Annotated in this window: 12 protein-coding genes and 1 pseudogene; 5 read left to right on the forward strand and 8 right to left on the reverse strand. The window is 71.2% G+C overall.

The window, feature by feature from the left end; translation table 11 throughout:
- Nucleotides 1-3: 3 nt before the first annotated feature.
- The 8 genes and pseudogenes from ACIPTO_RS39200 to ACIPTO_RS39235 all read right to left on the reverse strand — a co-directional run bounded on the left by ACIPTO_RS39200 (nucleotide 4) and on the right by ACIPTO_RS39235 (nucleotide 8,126).
- Complete coding sequence (locus tag ACIPTO_RS39200; RefSeq protein WP_401199957.1) at nucleotides 4-1,998, reverse strand: NADH-quinone oxidoreductase subunit L; 1,995 nt, start codon at nucleotides 1,996-1,998, stop codon at nucleotides 4-6.
- Entirely contained in the window at nucleotides 1,995-2,456 is a 462-nt protein-coding gene (gene nuoK / locus ACIPTO_RS39205; protein WP_401199959.1) for an NADH-quinone oxidoreductase subunit NuoK, read from the reverse strand. The genes ACIPTO_RS39200 and nuoK overlap by 4 nt, the downstream gene beginning before the upstream one ends.
- The gene (locus tag ACIPTO_RS39210) at nucleotides 2,456-3,301 is read right to left on the reverse strand and encodes an NADH-quinone oxidoreductase subunit J (protein WP_401199962.1); all 846 of its coding nucleotides are present in this window, start codon (nucleotides 3,299-3,301) and stop codon (nucleotides 2,456-2,458) included. The genes nuoK and ACIPTO_RS39210 overlap by 1 nt, the downstream gene beginning before the upstream one ends.
- Entirely contained in the window at nucleotides 3,298-3,981 is a 684-nt protein-coding gene (locus tag ACIPTO_RS39215; protein ID WP_401199965.1) for a NuoI/complex I 23 kDa subunit family protein, read from the reverse strand. Before ACIPTO_RS39215 ends, ACIPTO_RS39210 begins: the two co-directional genes overlap by 4 nt.
- Complete coding sequence (locus ACIPTO_RS39220; protein WP_366324769.1) at nucleotides 3,981-4,949, reverse strand: complex I subunit 1 family protein; 969 nt, start codon at nucleotides 4,947-4,949, stop codon at nucleotides 3,981-3,983. Before ACIPTO_RS39220 ends, ACIPTO_RS39215 begins: the two co-directional genes overlap by 1 nt.
- Nucleotides 4,946-6,847, reverse strand: a complete 1,902-nt coding sequence (locus tag ACIPTO_RS39225; protein WP_401199968.1) for an NADH-quinone oxidoreductase subunit C — start codon at nucleotides 6,845-6,847, stop codon at nucleotides 4,946-4,948. The genes ACIPTO_RS39220 and ACIPTO_RS39225 overlap by 4 nt, the downstream gene beginning before the upstream one ends.
- A 155-nt stretch (nucleotides 6,848-7,002) precedes the next feature.
- Nucleotides 7,003-7,686 (reverse strand): annotated as a pseudogene (locus ACIPTO_RS39230) (NADH-quinone oxidoreductase subunit B); the annotation flags it as partial.
- Nucleotides 7,677-8,126, reverse strand: coding sequence for an NADH-quinone oxidoreductase subunit A (locus ACIPTO_RS39235; RefSeq protein WP_366324937.1), 450 nt, complete (start codon nucleotides 8,124-8,126; stop codon nucleotides 7,677-7,679). The gene ACIPTO_RS39235 and the pseudogene ACIPTO_RS39230, both read right to left, overlap by 10 nt.
- A 290-nt stretch (nucleotides 8,127-8,416) precedes the next feature.
- Between ACIPTO_RS39235 and ACIPTO_RS39240 the strand changes: the two genes are divergently transcribed.
- The 5 genes from ACIPTO_RS39240 to ACIPTO_RS39260 all read left to right on the forward strand — a co-directional run bounded on the left by ACIPTO_RS39240 (nucleotide 8,417) and on the right by ACIPTO_RS39260 (nucleotide 15,538).
- Nucleotides 8,417-9,643 (forward strand): sensor histidine kinase, encoded by a 1,227-nt coding sequence (locus ACIPTO_RS39240; protein WP_401199971.1) that lies wholly within the window; start codon nucleotides 8,417-8,419, stop codon nucleotides 9,641-9,643.
- Between the two features lie 319 nt (nucleotides 9,644-9,962).
- Complete coding sequence (locus ACIPTO_RS39245) at nucleotides 9,963-11,303, forward strand: sensor domain-containing protein (protein ID WP_366324761.1); 1,341 nt, start codon at nucleotides 9,963-9,965, stop codon at nucleotides 11,301-11,303.
- Nucleotides 11,304-11,572: 269 nt separating this feature from the next.
- The gene (locus tag ACIPTO_RS39250) at nucleotides 11,573-12,232 is read left to right on the forward strand and encodes a response regulator transcription factor (RefSeq protein WP_366324935.1); all 660 of its coding nucleotides are present in this window, start codon (nucleotides 11,573-11,575) and stop codon (nucleotides 12,230-12,232) included.
- 296 nt (nucleotides 12,233-12,528) lie between these two features.
- Complete coding sequence (locus ACIPTO_RS39255) at nucleotides 12,529-14,466, forward strand: 2-oxoacid:acceptor oxidoreductase subunit alpha (RefSeq protein WP_366324759.1); 1,938 nt, start codon at nucleotides 12,529-12,531, stop codon at nucleotides 14,464-14,466.
- Nucleotides 14,459-15,538, forward strand: a complete 1,080-nt coding sequence (locus tag ACIPTO_RS39260) for a 2-oxoacid:ferredoxin oxidoreductase subunit beta (protein WP_366324757.1) — start codon at nucleotides 14,459-14,461, stop codon at nucleotides 15,536-15,538. The genes ACIPTO_RS39255 and ACIPTO_RS39260 overlap by 8 nt, the downstream gene beginning before the upstream one ends.
- Nucleotides 15,539-15,540 lie beyond the last annotated feature (2 nt).

A 15,540-nucleotide genomic window follows, 5' to 3' on the forward strand; every position in this document is an offset into this window, starting at 1 on the left:
TGCTCACGCTCCCGTGGCGACGAGGAGGACGGCGACCGTCAGGACGACGGTGCCGGCAAGCAGCGCGCTCACATAGGTCTGCAGATTGCCGGTCTGGGCGCGCCTGACGGCGGCCCCGAGAAGGCGGGGCAGGGTGCCCGCGCCGCGTACGTAGGTGTCGACGACCTCGCGGTCGAGGAACCGGACGAGATCCGCCGCCGCCAGCACGGGGCGGACGAACAGCGCCCCGTAGACGGCGTCCAGGTGGAAGCCGTTGGCCGCGTGGCGATGCAGCGGGCCGAGCAGGAGGCGGCCCGGGTCCGCCGGGTCGGGTGCCGAGGCGACGTCTCCGTAGGCGGGTGTGTGGCTCGCGATGGCCTCGGCCTCGACGAGTCCGGCGTCGCCCTCCGGGTGGGCGGCGACCGCACCCAGGGGTGCGCCGGCCGCGAACGCGGTGGTCTGGCGCCATGCGCCGTAGGTGACGACGACGCCGACGAGGGCCACGCCCGTGCCGAGCACCGAGGTGGTGAGCGTCGGTGTGAGGTCCCGTCCGTCGAACCAGTCGGGGAGCACGCGGTAGGCGAGCCCGCCGAGGGCGAGGGACGGGACGGCGAGCACCCACAGCACGGCGTTCATCGCCAGGGGCTGCCTGCCGTGATCCGGAGCTTCGACTCCCTTGCCGTGGAAGGCGAGCAGCCACAGGCGCGTCGCGTATCCAGCGGTGAGGAGGGCGGCGAGCAGACCGGCGACGAGGACGATCCAGCCCGCGGCGCCGGGGATGTGCGCGGTGTCTCCGGTGGCCGCGTGTTCGGCGGCGCCGAGGACGGACTCCTTGGAGAAGAAGCCGCTGAACGGCGGGATCGCGGCGAGCGCGAGGAGCGCCACGGTCATCGTCCAGAAGGCGTCGGGGACGCGGGCGCGGACGCCGCCCATGCGGGACATGGCGGCGAGCGAGTTGGTGCCGGTGGCGTGGATGACGACACCGGCCGCGAGGAACAGCAGCGCCTTGAAGGCGCCGTGGGACAGGAGGTGGAAGACGGCGGCACCGCGGTCGCCGACGGCGAGGGCGCCGGTCATGTAGCCGAGCTGGCCGATCGTCGAGTACGCGAGGACGCGCTTGATGTCGTCCTGGGCGAGCGCGGCGAGGCCGGACCCGGCCATCGTCACGGCGGCCATGACGGCGAGGACGACCATCGCGGCCGAGGAGGCCTCGAAGACCGGGAGGAGCCGGGCGACGAAGTAGACACCGGCGGCGACCATCGTCGCGGCGTGGATCAGCGCGGAGACGGGCGTGGGACCCGCCATCGCGTCGGGGAGCCAGGTGTGCAGCGGGAACTGCGCCGACTTGCCCGCCACGCCGGCCAGGAGCAGCAGCGCGATCAGCGTCGGGTGGTGCAGCCCTCCGTGCGCGACGCTGTCCAGGACCTTGGTGATGCGGAAGGACCCGGCGTCGGTGGCGAGCGCGAACAGGCCGATCAGGAAGGGGACATCGCCGAGCTTGGTGACGAGGAAGGCCTTGACCGAGGCGGCGCGGGCCTCCGGGGTCTCCCAGTAGTGGCCGACGAGGAAGTAGGAGCAGATACCCATGACTTCCCAGCCGACCAGCAGCACGATCAGGTCGCCGGAGTAGACGACGAGGAGCATCGCGGAGGTGAAGAGAGAGACGAGGGCGGCGTACGACGGGTAGCGCGGGTCGTCGCGCAGGTAGCCCGTCGAGTAGATCTGCACACAGGTGGCGACGAAGGCGACGAGTACGGCGACGAGGGCGGCGAAGCCGTCGATGTGCAGGGCGAGTTCGACGGGGACCGAGCCGGTGGGCGTCAGTTCGGTGGCGGCGTCGACGGCCGCGTCACCACCCTGGCGTACGGCGACGACCGCGGCCAGCGCGAGCGCGGCGAGCGACGGCAGGACGGCGAGCGGGCGGACGAACCCGGGGGCGGTGCGGCCCAGGAGCAGGCCGGCCGCGGCGCCGAGGAACGGCAGGAGGGGGACGAGGACGGCGAGGGTGGTCGTGGTCACGCGGTGGCCTCAGCCTTCTTGGCCGTGGGGGGCTGGGGGCCGTTGTCGTTGTCGTTGCCGCGGTCGTTGCCGCCGCCGTTGCCGTCCGGGCCGAGGTTTCCGTTCGGGCCGTCAGTTCCGTCCGGGCCGTCCGTCTCGTGGCCCTCGGCCGTGTCGCGGAGCTTGTCGATGTCCGAGGTGCCGCGGGCGCGGTAGACGGCGAGGACGATCGCCAGGCCGATGCCGATCTCCGCGGCGGCGATGGCGATGGTGAAGAGGGTCAGCGCCTGGCCGGAGTGCAGCTTCTCCTCGGCGGTCCGGCTGAGCCAGACGTCGAAGGCGACGAGGTTCAGGTTCACGGCGTTGAGCATCAGCTCGACCGACATGAGGACGAGGATCGCGTTGCGGCGGGCGAGGACGCCGTAGACGCCGGTGCAGAAGAGGAGGACGGCGAGCACGGCGGGATAGACGAGGTGCATCAGCGGGCTCCCTTCCGCTCGGCGGAGCTGGGCCGGTCGGTGGAGCCGGGCTGCTCCGTGGAGCTGGGCCGGTCAGCGGAGCCTGGCTGCTCGATGGAGCCGGGCCGGTCGGTGGAGGTTTGCTCTTCGGCCGGATCGTTGCCTTGAGGCGGGGCATTTAGCCCGAACGTGTGATTGCGGGAATCCGGTACGGATGGGGAACTACCGGTCGCCGGTCGGGAGTTCACAGGGGGAGAGCTCGACTCGGCTTTCGCCTTGCGGGACAGGACGATCGCGCCGACCAGTGCCGCGAGGAGGAGGACGGAGAGAGCCTCGAAGGGGAGGACCCAGTTCTGGAACAGGCTCGCGCCGGTGACCGCGGTCGAGCCGGCGGCCGGACCGTCCAGGTCCACCCAGGTCGCGCGGAAGGCGTCCACGACGACCCAGACCAGGGCCGCCGCGGCGGCGACCGCCACGGCGAGGGCGGCCCAGCGGTTGCCGGAGTCGGCGTCCGGGGAGCGGCCGATGGGGGCCTGGGTGAGCATCAGCCCGAAGAGAAGGAGTACGACTACGGAACCGACATAGATGAGGACCTGCACCCAGGCGATGAACTCTGCGGTGAGCAGGAGGTATTCGACGGCGACACCGCCGAGGGCCACCACGAGCCACAGGGCGGCGTGCACCAGCTGCTTGGTGGTGACGGTGACGAGGGCCGCGCCGAAGGTGACCAGGCCGACGAGGAGGAAGGCGATCTCGACGCCGGTCGGGGAGAGAAAGCCGTGCGGGTTGCCGGCGGTGGCGGTGGTGCTTGCCGTGGATGCGGTGACCGTGGCGGCGGCGGCAGTGACGGTTGCGGCGAGGGTCATGACTGGCCCTCCGGCGGCTCGGCGGGGTCGACGGGGGTGATGGGCGACGCCTCGGTGAGGTTGGGCTGCGCGGCCTCTGCCACCTCCGCAGCCTCGGCGGCCTGTGTCGCGGCCAGCTTGTCGGCGGTTTTGCGGGCGGCGGCGATCTCCTTGGGTTCCTCGGCGGCGGGGTCGAGGGCCGGTGGGGCCGGGACCGTCCACATCCACTCGCGGAGCTTGTCGCGTTCGTGGGTGAGTTCGTGGATGTCGGTCTCGGCGTACTCGAACTCCGGGGACCAGAACAGCGCGTCGAAAGGACAGACCTCGATGCAGATACCGCAGTACATGCACAGGGAGAAGTCGATGGCGAAGCGGTCGAGGACGTTGCGGCTGCGCTCGCGGCCGCCGGGGGTCGCCGCCGGGACCGTCTCCTTGTGGGAGTCGATGTAGATGCACCAGTCGGGGCACTCGCGGGCGCAGAGCATGCAGACCGTGCAGTTCTCCTCGAACAGGCCGATGACTCCGCGGGTGCGGGGCGGAAGGTCGGGCTGGGTGTCCGGGTACTGCTCGGTGACGGTCTTCTTCGTCATCGTGCGGAGGGTGACGGCCAGGCCCTTGGCCAGGCCGGAGCCGGGGATCGAAAACCGGGGCCGCTCGGAGGGCGTCGTCGAGGAGTGGTGGCCGGGCGACGGGTGGGACATCAGAGGAACACCACCTTCACGACGCCGGTGAGGGCGATCTGGGCGAGGGAGAGGGGGACGAGGAGGGTCCAGGAGAGTTTCTGGAGCTGGTCCTCGCGCAGGCGGGGATAGGTGACGCGGAGCCAGATGACGACGAAGGCGAGGATCGCGGTCTTCAGCAGGGTCCACACCCAGCCGAGGCCGTCCGCGCCCCAGGGACCGTGCCAGCCGCCCAGGAAAAGGACGGTGGTCAGGCCGCACAGGACGACGATTCCGGCGTACTCGGCGAGGAGGAAGAGGGCGAAGCGGAGTCCGGTGTATTCGGTGTAGGCGCCGAAGATGATCTCGGAGTCGGCGACGGGCATGTCGAAGGGGGGCCGTTGGAGTTCGGCCAGGCCGGCGACGAAGAACACGATCGCGCCGACGATCTGCCAGGGCAGCCACCACCAGTGGAAGGCGTCGACGATGCCGGGGAGGGAGACCGTGCCGGCCGCCATCGCCACGGAGGCGGCGGTGAGCAGCATGGGGAGTTCGTAGGCGAGGAGTTGCGCGGCGGTGCGGAGGCCGCCGAGGAGGGAGAACTTGTTGGCGGAGGCCCAGCCGGCCATGAGCGAGCCGAGGACGCTCACGCCCATCACCGCGAGGACGAAGAAGATGCCCGCGTCCAGGACCTGGCCCACGGCGCCCTCGCCCGGGCCGATCGGGATGGCGAGGAGGACGAGGAGGTACGGGAGGAGGGCGACGGCGGGGGCGAGTTGGAAGACACGGCGGTCCGCCTCCGCCGGGACGATGTCTTCCTTCTGGGCGAACTTCACTCCGTCGGCGACGAGTTGGGCCCAGCCGTGGAAGCCGCCGGCGTACATGGGGCCGAGGCGGCCCTGCATGTGGGCCATCACCTTGTGCTCGGTCTGACCGACGATCAGGGGGAAGGTGAGGAAGACGACGAAGACGATCAGGAGTCGCAGGGCGACGTCTAGCGCGTCGTTCACCGCGGGCCTCCTGTGGGGGTGTCGGGGGTTGGGTCTTCGGGGGTTGCGGGTTCAGGGGCTGGGTCTTCGCGGGCCGGGTCCTCGGAGACGGAGGCCTCGGAGGGCGGGGGTGAGTCGGCTTCGGTTGGCGATCCGTCGGCCGGCTCCTTGGCAGGGCTCGGCTTCGATTCGGACGCGGACCCGGGTTCGGACTCGGGTTCGGACTCGGGCCTGGCCTCGGACGCGGACCCGGGTTCGGACTCAGGCCCGGCCTCAGGCTTGGCTTCGGGCTTGGCATCGGGCGCCGCCGCCGACTCCACCTCGGTCTCGGCCTCCGGCTCCGGCTCCAACGCGGGCGCAGCCTCGGAGTCAGACACCGGCGCGGACGCGCCCTCGGGCTCAGACGCAGACGCCACCTCCGGTTCCAACCCCACCTCCGGTTCCAACCCCACCTCCGGCTCCGACACCACCGTCGGCTCCGGCTCCGGCTCCGGCTCCACCGTCGGCTCCGGCTCTGCCCCCACCGTCGGCTCCGACTCCGACTCCACCGTCGGCTTCGGCTTCGGCTCCGGTTCCGCAAAAGCTGGGCGGGCGTTGTGCCACGGGGCGTCCGTGGCGCGGGGAGCGGTTGGGCGCTGGGCGGTGTTGTCCGATCGCGTCGATGCTGGCGCCTGGGCCGATTCCGCGTCGGGTGCTGGTCCCGGTTCCGCCGAGGCTGTCGGCGCCTGGGTCTGTTGCGATGCCGAGCCGTCGCTTGCGCTGCGGGAGCGGCGAGGGGGTGTCGAGTCCGTCCCCTGTTGGCTTGCCGAGCCCTGTGAGGCGCTGCGGTTGCGGCGGGGCGCGGCCGGGGTTCCCGAGCCCCGTTCCGCGCGGTCGGTACCGGTTCCCTGGCCGGTTTCCTGGTTCTGGCTCACCGAACCCTCGCTCGCGCTGCGCGCCCGGCGCGGTCCCGCAGGCCGTACCGCAGGGGCGTGAGCACCCTCGGCCGACTCCCCCTGCCGCTGGCCCTCGTCCTGGCCTTGCCCCTTGCCCTGTTCCTGTTCCTGGCCCTCGGGCGACGGCACCCCGCTTTCGCTCGCCGGAGTCGCCGTCTCGCGGGCCGAGGTGTCCGCACCCGGGAACGAAACACCGTCGGCTGAACGGGCAGCCCCGGCACCGGTGGCCGACGGCAGCGTGCCGCCGGTCGTACCTCCCTGACTCGCCGACCCTTCCGAAGCCGAGCGCGCCCGTCGTGCGGGGCGGTCAGCCGCCGCGCGGGCCGGGGACTCGCCCTCCGGGCGGGCCGCTCGGGCCGGGCGTTCGGCCGCGGTGCGTCCCGCGCCTCGTGCGGGGCGGGCCGGGGCCGCGGGGAGCTGGCCCTTCAGCGGGCCCCAGTCGTTCGGGTCGGGGACGCCCGGGGGCAGCATCTGGCGGCGTTTGGGGGCGCCGTGGTCGGACTCGCCGGGTTCCTTGGCGCCGGGCCAGGCCTTCGCGACGCGGGCGGCGAGGACAAAGTCCTTGCGGAGGGGGTGGCCTTCGAAGGTTTCCGGGAGGAGGAGGTGGTCCAGTGCCGGGTGGCCCTCGAAGTCGACGCCGAACATTTCGTGGGTCTCGCGCTCGTGCCAGGCGGCGCCCGCGTAGACGTCGACGGCGGTGGGGAGTGCCGGGGTCTCGTGGGGGACGGTCGTACGGACGAGGAGCCGGCGTACCGGTGACAGTGCGACGACGTGGGCGGAGACGTGGAAGCCGGTGCCGGGTTCGTCGACCGCGCTCAGCCAGTCGAAGTAGGTGCAGCCCAGGTCGTCGCGGGCGGTGCGGAGGGCGGCGAGCCAGGCGGTGGGGGGTACGTCGACCGTGAGGAGGGCGTAGGCCTCCTCGGCGGTGGCCTCCGTACCGAACAGGTCCTCGACCGGGGCGGGCAGCCAGCCGACGGCGGTCATCGGGCATCCCCCGTCGCCGGGTTCGAGTCCGACTCCGGTCCTCCGGAACCCGACGCCGGACCCGCCCCCGAGTCGGAAGCCGGGCCGGAAGCCGAGCCGGAATCACCACCAGCACGAGCACCAGCACCAGCACCGGAGCCCGCGTCGGCCCCCGTGCCCGTGCCGACGTCAGGCCCCGCGTCCGAACTCACGCCCGCACCCTCACCAGCACCAGGCGCGGCCCCCGGCGGAGCCACCCGCACCGGTGCCGGAACCAAGCCGCTCTGCAGCGCGGCCGTGGACGGGCGGGCCGTGCTCACGCCGTACCGCTCTCCGAGCGACTCCCGGGCGATCTTCTCCTGGAGTTTGAGGATTCCCTGGAGGAGCGCTTCGGGGCGGGGCGGGCAGCCGGGGACGTAGACGTCGACCGGGATGATCTGGTCGACACCCTTCGTGACCGAGTAGGAGTCCCAGTACGGGCCGCCGCAGTTGCTGCACGCGCCGAAGGAGATGACGTACTTGGGCTCGGGCATCTGCTCGTAGAGGCGTTTCACGGCGGGGGCCATCTTGTCCGTGACCGTGCCGGAGACGACCATCAGGTCGGCCTGGCGCGGGCCCGGGGCGAAGGGGATCACGCCGAGGCGGATGAAGTCGTGGCGGGCCATGGACGCGGCGATGAACTCGATCGCGCAGCAGGCGAGGCCGAAGTTGAAGACCCAGAGGGAGTAGCGGCGGCCCCAGTTGAGGACGACCTTCATGGGTTCGGGGGCGAGGCGGGCGAGGGCGCCCAGGCGTTTCGGCTCGGGGAGGTACACCGGCTGAACCGGCTGCCCGTCGGAGTCCGGTGTCGTCACGTCCATGCCAGGACGCCCTTCTTGTATGCGTAGAGCAGGCCCACGGCCAGGAAGCCGAGGAAGATGAACATCTCGACGAGGGTGGTCGCGCCGTAGCCGGGCGCGGCGAAGACCGTGGCCCAGGGGAAGAGGAAGATCGAGTCGACGGCGAAGACGACGTACAGGAACGCGTAGACGTAGTAGCGGACTTGGGTGTGTGCCCAGCCCTCGCCGACCGGGTCGACACCGCACTCGTACGTCAGGAGTTTTTCGGGGGTCGGGACCACCGGGCGCAGCAGGCGGCCCGCGCCGAAGGCCACGGCGACGAAGAGCACGCCGACGACGGCGAGCAGCCCGACGACGGAGTAGGACCGGAAGTAGTCCGCCGCGACGACGACCGCGGTCGGCTCCCGCCCGGCCGACGGCACGCTCCCCGGCAAGGTCGCCCGCAAGGCCCCCTGCACCATCTCCCGCACGTCCGACCCCTCCTCCACCTGATGTCCGTGCACCTGATGTCCGTGCACCCGATTCCGTGCACCTGATGCCCGTGCCCTTGATGTCTGTGCTGCCCCGGTGACGCAGGTGACCGCTGTGTTCGACGATCCGTACGCACGGGAGTCTAGGCCCTGTTAAAGAGACAGTAAGCAGTCCGTGGCGCCCCGAAGATCCGTCGGAGACGCTTGGTGGGGTTTTCCCCAGGAGACCCGGGCGGCGGACCTCATGGCGCCGGGGCGCGTGACGCGGCACGCTGGCCCATATGACCGTACGCATCCCCTACGCCGACCCGGCGGCACCCGGTGGCGAGCTCGACGAGCCGCTGCCGTCGGCCCGCTTCGCCTACGACCGGCACACCTGGAAGGAGATCGCGCATCTCCTGGCCAATCTGCCGATATCGGTGTTCGGCTTCGTCTATGTGGCGACGACGCTGTCCCTGAGCGCCGGGCTGACCGTCACCGTGGTCGGATTCCCGCTGCTCGCGCTGGCGTTGATGGGCGCGCGGCTGATCGGGAAGTTCGAGCGGGGCCGGGCCCGGCTGCTGCTCGGGGTGCGGATCGACGAGCCGAGCCCGTTGCCGTTGCGCAAGGGCGGCGGGCTCGTGCAGCGGGTGTGGATGGCGCTGAAGGACCCGGTGGCCTGGCGGACGGTGCTGTACGACGGGATGCGGCTGCCGTGGGGCATCGTCACCTTCACCGTCACGCTGACCTCGCTGTTCGTGCTGTGGCCGGTGCTGCCGTTCATCGCGCGCGGGCTGGCCAACGTGGACCGCGCGATGGTGCGCGGCCTCCTCTCCCCCTCCGACGAGCTGGAACGCCGTATCGCCGAACTGGAGTCGGACCGCGGTGTCGTGGTCGACACGGCGGCGGCGGACCTGCGGCGGATCGAGCGCGACCTGCACGACGGGGCGCAGGCCCGGCTGGTCAATCTGGCGATGGGGCTGGGGCTGGCCAAGGAGAAACTGCTGGAGGGCCAGGCCGACGAGCACGTCGCCGCGATGGTCGACGAGGCGCACGGTGAAGTGAAGCTGGCGCTCCAGGAGTTGAGGGATCTGGCGCGCGGTATCCACCCGGCGGTGCTGACCGACCGGGGCCTCGACGCCGCGCTGTCCTCCGTCGCCTCGCGCTGCACGGTGCCGGTGAAGGTGACCGCCGACATCGGTGAGCGCCCGGCCGCGGCGATCGAGGGCATCGCGTACTTCACCGTCTCCGAGCTGCTGCAGAACATCAGCAAGCACAGCGGTGCCCGTACGGCGTCGGTGGACGTGTGGCGGTCGGAGGACCGGTTGCTGATCCAGGTCTGGGACGACGGTCGCGGCGGCGCCGACCTCAACGGCGGCACCGGCATGCGCGGCCTCGCGGAGCGGCTGGGCGCGGTGGACGGCCTGTTCGTCCTCGACTCCCCGGTCGGCGGCCCCACGACCGTCACCGCGGAACTGCCCTGGCGCGAACGCACCGCCAAGGAGAAGGAGGCGGAGGGCCGGCGCTAGCGCCCCGCCCCCACTCCCCCTCCCCACTCCCTCCTCCCCTCCCCCTCCGTCCACGCCGAAGACCCCGTCACCCCGACCGTTCCGGCACGCGCGGCCCCGCCGCCCGCACCGGCGCGGTCGACGGCGTGTCCGGCACCCGTCATCGTCGTAGGCCACCACGGGACCGCGACACGGCGGCGCCGCGGGGTAGGGAAAACCCCCCGTCCGGGACGCCGACGGACTCCATGGTTCGCGGGCGGCCCGTCGACCAGTCTGGAGATAGGACAGCACGGCTGCGGATACGAGCACTTGGTACTACGACTAGAACGGGACGGCACCGATGGCCACGGAGTACGGGCAGGGGTACGGAATGCACGGGACGGTCGCCGAGGAGCGGACGCGGCGCCGGCTGCCCACCGCGCTGCGCGCACCGGTCGAGGCACGCAGCTGGCGCGAGCTGGGCTACGTCCTGCTGAGCCTGCCGATCAGCGTCCTGCTCTTCAGCTACGCCGTCACGATGGTGTCGCTCGGCGCGGGCCTGCTGATCACGTTCCTGGGTGTCCCGGTCCTGGCGGGCGCGCTGGCCGGCTGCCGTGGTCTCGGCGCGCTGGAGCGGGGACGGGCCCGCCTGCTGCTCGGCCTGGACGTCGCCGACCCCGAGCCGCTGCGGCTGAAGAAGAACGGCCCGATGGCGTGGATGGGCGCGGTCCTCAAGAGCGGCACGTCCTGGCGCCACCTGCTGTACGCGGTGCTGCACTTCCCGTGGGCGGTCTTCTCCTTCGTCGTCGCCCTCAGCTTCTGGTCCTACGGCTGGGCCCTGCTGACCTACCCGCTGTGGTTCTGGGTCTTCCCGGTCTACGCCGGCCAGGGCGGCCTGCAGCTCTACGGCGACCAGCACCACCAGGTCTATCTGGACAACCCCTTCGAGATCGCCGTCACCGCGCTGATCGGACTGCTGTTCACGCTGGCCACGCCGTGGATCGTGCGGGCGCTGACGATGGTGGACCGGGTGATGGTGCGGGGGCTGCTCGGCCCGTCGACGCTGGCCACGCGGGTGGTCGAGCTGGAGTCCGACCGGGGTGTCGTGGTCGACACGGCGGCGGCGGATCTGCGGCGGATCGAGCGCGACCTGCACGACGGGGCGCAGGCGCGGCTGGTGGCGCTGGCGATGGATCTGGGGCTGGCGAAGGAGAAGCTGACGGAGGACCCGGAGGCGGCGGCGCGGATGGTGGGCGAGGCGCACGGTGAGGTGAAGACGGCGTTGCAGGAGCTGCGGGACCTCGCGCGGGGGATCCACCCGGCGGTACTGACCGACCGCGGTCTCGACGCCGCGCTGTCCTCCGTCGCCTCGCGGTGCACCGTGCCGGTGCAGGTGGACGTGGATCTGCCCGCGCGGCCCGCGGCGGCGATCGAGGGGATCGCGTACTTCACCGTCTCCGAGCTGCTGCAGAACGTGAGCAAGCACGCGAAGGCGACGCGGGTCGCCGTGGATGTGTGGCGGGTGGAGAACCGGCTGATGCTCCAGGTCGTGGACGACGGGGTCGGTGGGGCGGACGCGTCCGGCGGTTCCGGGCTCGCGGGTCTCGCGGGGCGGCTGGACGCGGTGGACGGGATTCTGGTGGTGGACTCGCCGGTGGGCGGCCCCACCCGGATCACGGCGGAACTGCCCTGGCGGGGGTGACAGCCCGGGGGCGCCCCCGCTCCCGGTTCCCACTACCGGTTCCCATCCCGGTCCGGCCCAGGTCCCCGCTCCCGGTTCCCATCCCGATCCGACCCAGGTTCCGGCCCCGGTTCCCACCCCCCTTACGGCCCCGATTCCGACCTCCGATTCCCTCCCCCGCCCGCACCAGGTCGCGAACCCTGGAATGCTGGACCTGTTCTGTGGACGGACGCGGGTCGACGTGGGCCGGGCAGGGTGGCAATGGGGGGCCGAACATCGTGGAGGACAGGGTGCAGGTGGTCATCGCCGAGGATTCAGTGCTGCTCAGGGAGGGCCTGACCCGGTTGCTGACCGACCGCGGGCACGACGTGGTCGCCGGAGTGGGTGACGGGGTCGCGCTGGTGAAGACGATCACCGACCTGGCCGCGCAGGGCGCGCTGCCGGACGTGGTCGTGGCCGACGTACGGATGCCGCCGACGCACACCGACGAGGGCGTGCGGGCCGCCGTTGAGCTGCGCAAGGCGCATCCCGGGCTCGGCGTGCTGGTGTTGTCGCAGTACGTGGAGGAGCGCTACGCCACCGAACTGCTGGCCGGTTCCACGCACGGCGTCGGCTATCTGCTGAAGGACCGGGTGGCCGAGGTGCGGGAGTTCGTGGACGCCGTGGTGCGGGTCGCCTCGGGGGGTACCGCGCTGGACCCCGAGGTCGTCGCGCAGCTGCTCGGGCGCAGCCGTAAGCAGGACGTGCTGGCGGGACTGACCCCGCGGGAGCGCGAGGTGCTGGGGCTGATGGCCGAAGGACGCACGAACTCCGCGATAGCGCGGCAGCTCGTGGTGAGCGACGGCGCGGTCGAGAAGCACGTCAGCAACATCTTCCTGAAGCTGGGACTGTCCCCGAGTGACGGGGATCACCGGCGTGTTCTGGCCGTCCTCACGTACCTCAACTCCTGACAAACTGACACTGTGTCAGCCGCCCGGTCGCCGACCGGGGGTTGTTCATCGCCGTCAGTCCACTGTCAGTCCACTGTCAGTGGGTTTCGAGAACCGGACAATGCACGGGAGCGTCGCCGAAGGAAGTGCCGGGGGGCAGGAAATCATGACAAGTCAGGGTGCCACGCCGTCTCAAAACAGCGTCCATCATGCGAACGGCCGCAGGAAGGCGACCCTTACAGACGTAGGGTTGATCCTGGGAGGGTCGGCGGTACGACCATGCCCGGACAGCGTCCTCGAAGAGGAGGTCCAGTTCAGTGACCAGCCAGGTCAGTAGCCCAGCGGAGCAGGCCGACGGAGCCGACAGCACGTTGGTCGGGGAACAACGCAAACCGGCGGGGGTGAAGGACGTCCAACGCCTGGACCGGGTGATCATCCGGTTCGCCGGTGACTCGGGTGACGGGATGCAGCTCACCGGCGACCGCTTCACCTCGGAGACCGCGTCGTTCGGGAACGACCTCTCCACACTGCCGAACTTCCCGGCCGAGATCCGCGCCCCCGCAGGCACCCTGCCGGGGGTTTCGTCGTTCCAGCTGCATTTCGCCGACCACGACATCCTGACCCCGGGCGACGCGCCGAACGTCCTGGTCGCGATGAACCCGGCCGCCCTGAAGGCGAACATCGGCGATGTTCCGCGCGGTGCGGAGATCATCGTCAACACGGACGAGTTCACCAAGAGGGCGCTGCAGAAGGTGGGTTACTCCGCCTCGCCGCTCGACGACGGTTCGCTGGACGGCTACAGCCTGCACCCCGTCCCCCTCACCACCCTCACGGTCGAGGCGCTCAAGGAGTTCGGCCTCACCCGCAAGGAGGCCGAGCGCAGCAAGAACATGTTCGCGCTGGGCCTGCTGTCGTGGATGTACCACCGGCCGACCGAGGGCACCGAGAAGTTCCTCACCACCAAGTTCGCGAAGAAGCCCGACATCGCGGCCGCCAACATCGCCGCGTACCGGGCGGGTTGGAACTTCGGCGAGACGACGGAGGACTTCGCGGTCTCCTACGAGGTCGCCCCGGCCGCCACCGCGTTCCCGACCGGCACCTACCGCAACATCTCCGGGAACCTGGCCCTGTCCTACGGACTGATCGCCGCGTCCCGGCAGGCGGACCTCCCGCTGTTCCTGGGCTCGTACCCGATCACCCCGGCCTCGGACATCCTGCACGAGCTGAGCCGGCACAAGAACTTCGGCGTCCGCACCTTCCAGGCCGAGGACGAGATCGCGGGCATCGGGGCGGCCCTCGGGGCGGCCTTCGGCGGTTCCCTCGCCGTCACGACCACGTCCGGTCCGGGGGTCGCGCTGAAGAGCGAGACCATCGGGCTCGCCGTGTCGATGGAACTCCCGCTCCTCGTCCTGGACATCCAGCGCGGCGGACCCTCCACCGGGCTGCCGACCAAGACCGAGCAGGCCGACCTGCTCCAGGCGATGTTCGGGCGCAACGGCGAGGCGCCGGTCCCGATCGTCGCCCCGTGCACGCCGGCCGACTGCTTCGACGCGGCGATCGAGGCCGCGCGGATCGCGCTCACCTACCGCACGCCGGTGATGCTCCTCTCGGACGGCTACCTGGCCAACGGCTCCGAGCCCTGGCGCATCCCCGACATCGACGAACTCCCGGACCTCACCGTCCAGTTCGCCCAGGGCCCGAACCACACGCTGGACGACGGCAGCGAGGTCTTCTGGCCGTACAAACGCGACCCGCAGACCCTGGCCCGCCCGTGGGCGATCCCCGGCACCCCCGGCCTGGAACACCGCATCGGCGGCATCGAGAAGCAGGACGGCACGGGCAACATCTCCTACGACCCCGCCAACCACGACTTCATGGTCCGCACCCGCCAGGCCAAGATCGACGGCATCGACGTACCGGATCTGCGCGTCGACGACCCGCACGGGGCACGCACGCTGGTCCTCGGCTGGGGTTCGACGTTCGGCCCGATCACGGCGGCGGTACGGCGGCTGCGCGCGTCCGGCGAGTCCATCGCACAGGCGCACCTGCGCCACCTCAACCCCTTCCCGCGGAACCTCGGCGCGGTCCTCGAACGCTACGACCGGGTGGTGATCCCCGAGATGAACCTCGGTCAGCTCGCCACCCTGGTGCGGGCGAAGTACCTGGTGGACGCGCACTCGTACAACCAGGTGAACGGCATGCCGTTCAAGGCTGAGCAGCTCGCCACGGCTCTCAAGGAGGCCATCGATGGCTGAGACGTCCACGGAAGGCACGGGCACGATCGAGGCGCTTTCGCTCGTCCCCAAGGCCGAGGCAGTGCAGTCCATGAAGGACTTCAAGTCCGATCAGGAAGTGCGCTGGTGCCCCGGCTGCGGTGACTACGCGATCCTCGCGGCGGTGCAGGGTTTCATGCCGGAACTGGGCCTCGCCAAGGAGAACATCGTCTTCGTCTCCGGCATCGGCTGCTCCTCCCGCTTCCCGTACTACATGAACACGTACGGCATGCACTCGATCCACGGCCGCGCGCCGTCGATCGCGACCGGACTGGCCGCGTCCCGGCGGGACCTGAGCGTCTGGGTGGTCACCGGCGACGGCGACGCGCTCTCCATCGGCGGCAACCACCTGATCCACGCCCTGCGCCGCAACGTCAACCTGAAGATCCTCCTCTTCAACAACCGGATCTACGGCCTGACGAAGGGCCAGTACTCGCCGACCTCCGAGCTGGGGAAGATCACCAAGTCGACGCCGATGGGTTCGCTGGACGCGCCCTTCAACCCGGTGTCGCTGGCGATCGGCGCGGAGGCGTCCTTCGTGGCCCGGACGATCGACTCGGACCGCAAGCACCTCACCCAGGTGCTGCGCGAGGCCGCCGCCCACCCCGGCACGGCCCTCGTGGAGATCTACCAGAACTGCAACATCTTCAACGACGGCGCCTTCGACGCCCTGAAGGACCGCGAGCGGGCCGAGGAGGCGGTGATCCGGCTGGAGCACGGGCAGCCGATCCGGTTCGGCGCCGACGGGGCGCGCGGGGTCGTACGGGACGCGGCGAGCGGCGATCTGAAGGTGGTCGACGTGACCCCGGCGAACGAGGCCGAGATCCTGGTCCACGACGCCCACGCGGCCTCTCCGACGACGGCGTTCGCGCTGTCCCGGCTGGCCGACCCGGACACCCTGCACCACACCCCGATCGGGGTGCTGCGCTCGGTGGAGCGGCCGGTCTACGACACGCAGATGGCCGACCAGCTGGACACGGCGATCGTGCAGAACGGCAAGGGCGACCTGGCCGCGCTGCTGGCGGGCGGGGACACCTGGACGGTCGTGGGCTGACC

It is taken from the genome of Streptomyces sp. NPDC090083, assembly GCF_044747445.1.
Taxonomy (GTDB): Bacteria; Actinomycetota; Actinomycetes; order Streptomycetales; family Streptomycetaceae; genus Streptomyces.

Excerpts from the sequence above, each read along its gene's own strand:
- nuoK (WP_401199959.1), bottom strand. The coding sequence starts at position 2,456 with ATGCACCTCGTCTATCCCGCCGTGCTCGCCGTCCTCCTCTTCTGCACC.
- ACIPTO_RS39210 (WP_401199962.1), bottom strand. The coding sequence starts at position 3,301 with ATGACCCTCGCCGCAACCGTCACTGCCGCCGCCGCCACGGTCACCGCA.
- ACIPTO_RS39215 (WP_401199965.1), bottom strand. The coding sequence starts at position 3,981 with ATGTCCCACCCGTCGCCCGGCCACCACTCCTCGACGACGCCCTCCGAG.
- ACIPTO_RS39225 (WP_401199968.1), bottom strand. The coding sequence starts at position 6,847 with ATGACCGCCGTCGGCTGGCTGCCCGCCCCGGTCGAGGACCTGTTCGGT.
- ACIPTO_RS39235 (WP_366324937.1), bottom strand. The coding sequence starts at position 8,126 with ATGGTGCAGGGGGCCTTGCGGGCGACCTTGCCGGGGAGCGTGCCGTCG.
- ACIPTO_RS39240 (WP_401199971.1), top strand. The coding sequence starts at position 8,417 with ATGACCGTACGCATCCCCTACGCCGACCCGGCGGCACCCGGTGGCGAG.
- ACIPTO_RS39245 (WP_366324761.1), top strand. The coding sequence starts at position 9,963 with ATGGCCACGGAGTACGGGCAGGGGTACGGAATGCACGGGACGGTCGCC.
- ACIPTO_RS39260 (WP_366324757.1), top strand. The coding sequence starts at position 14,459 with ATGGCTGAGACGTCCACGGAAGGCACGGGCACGATCGAGGCGCTTTCG.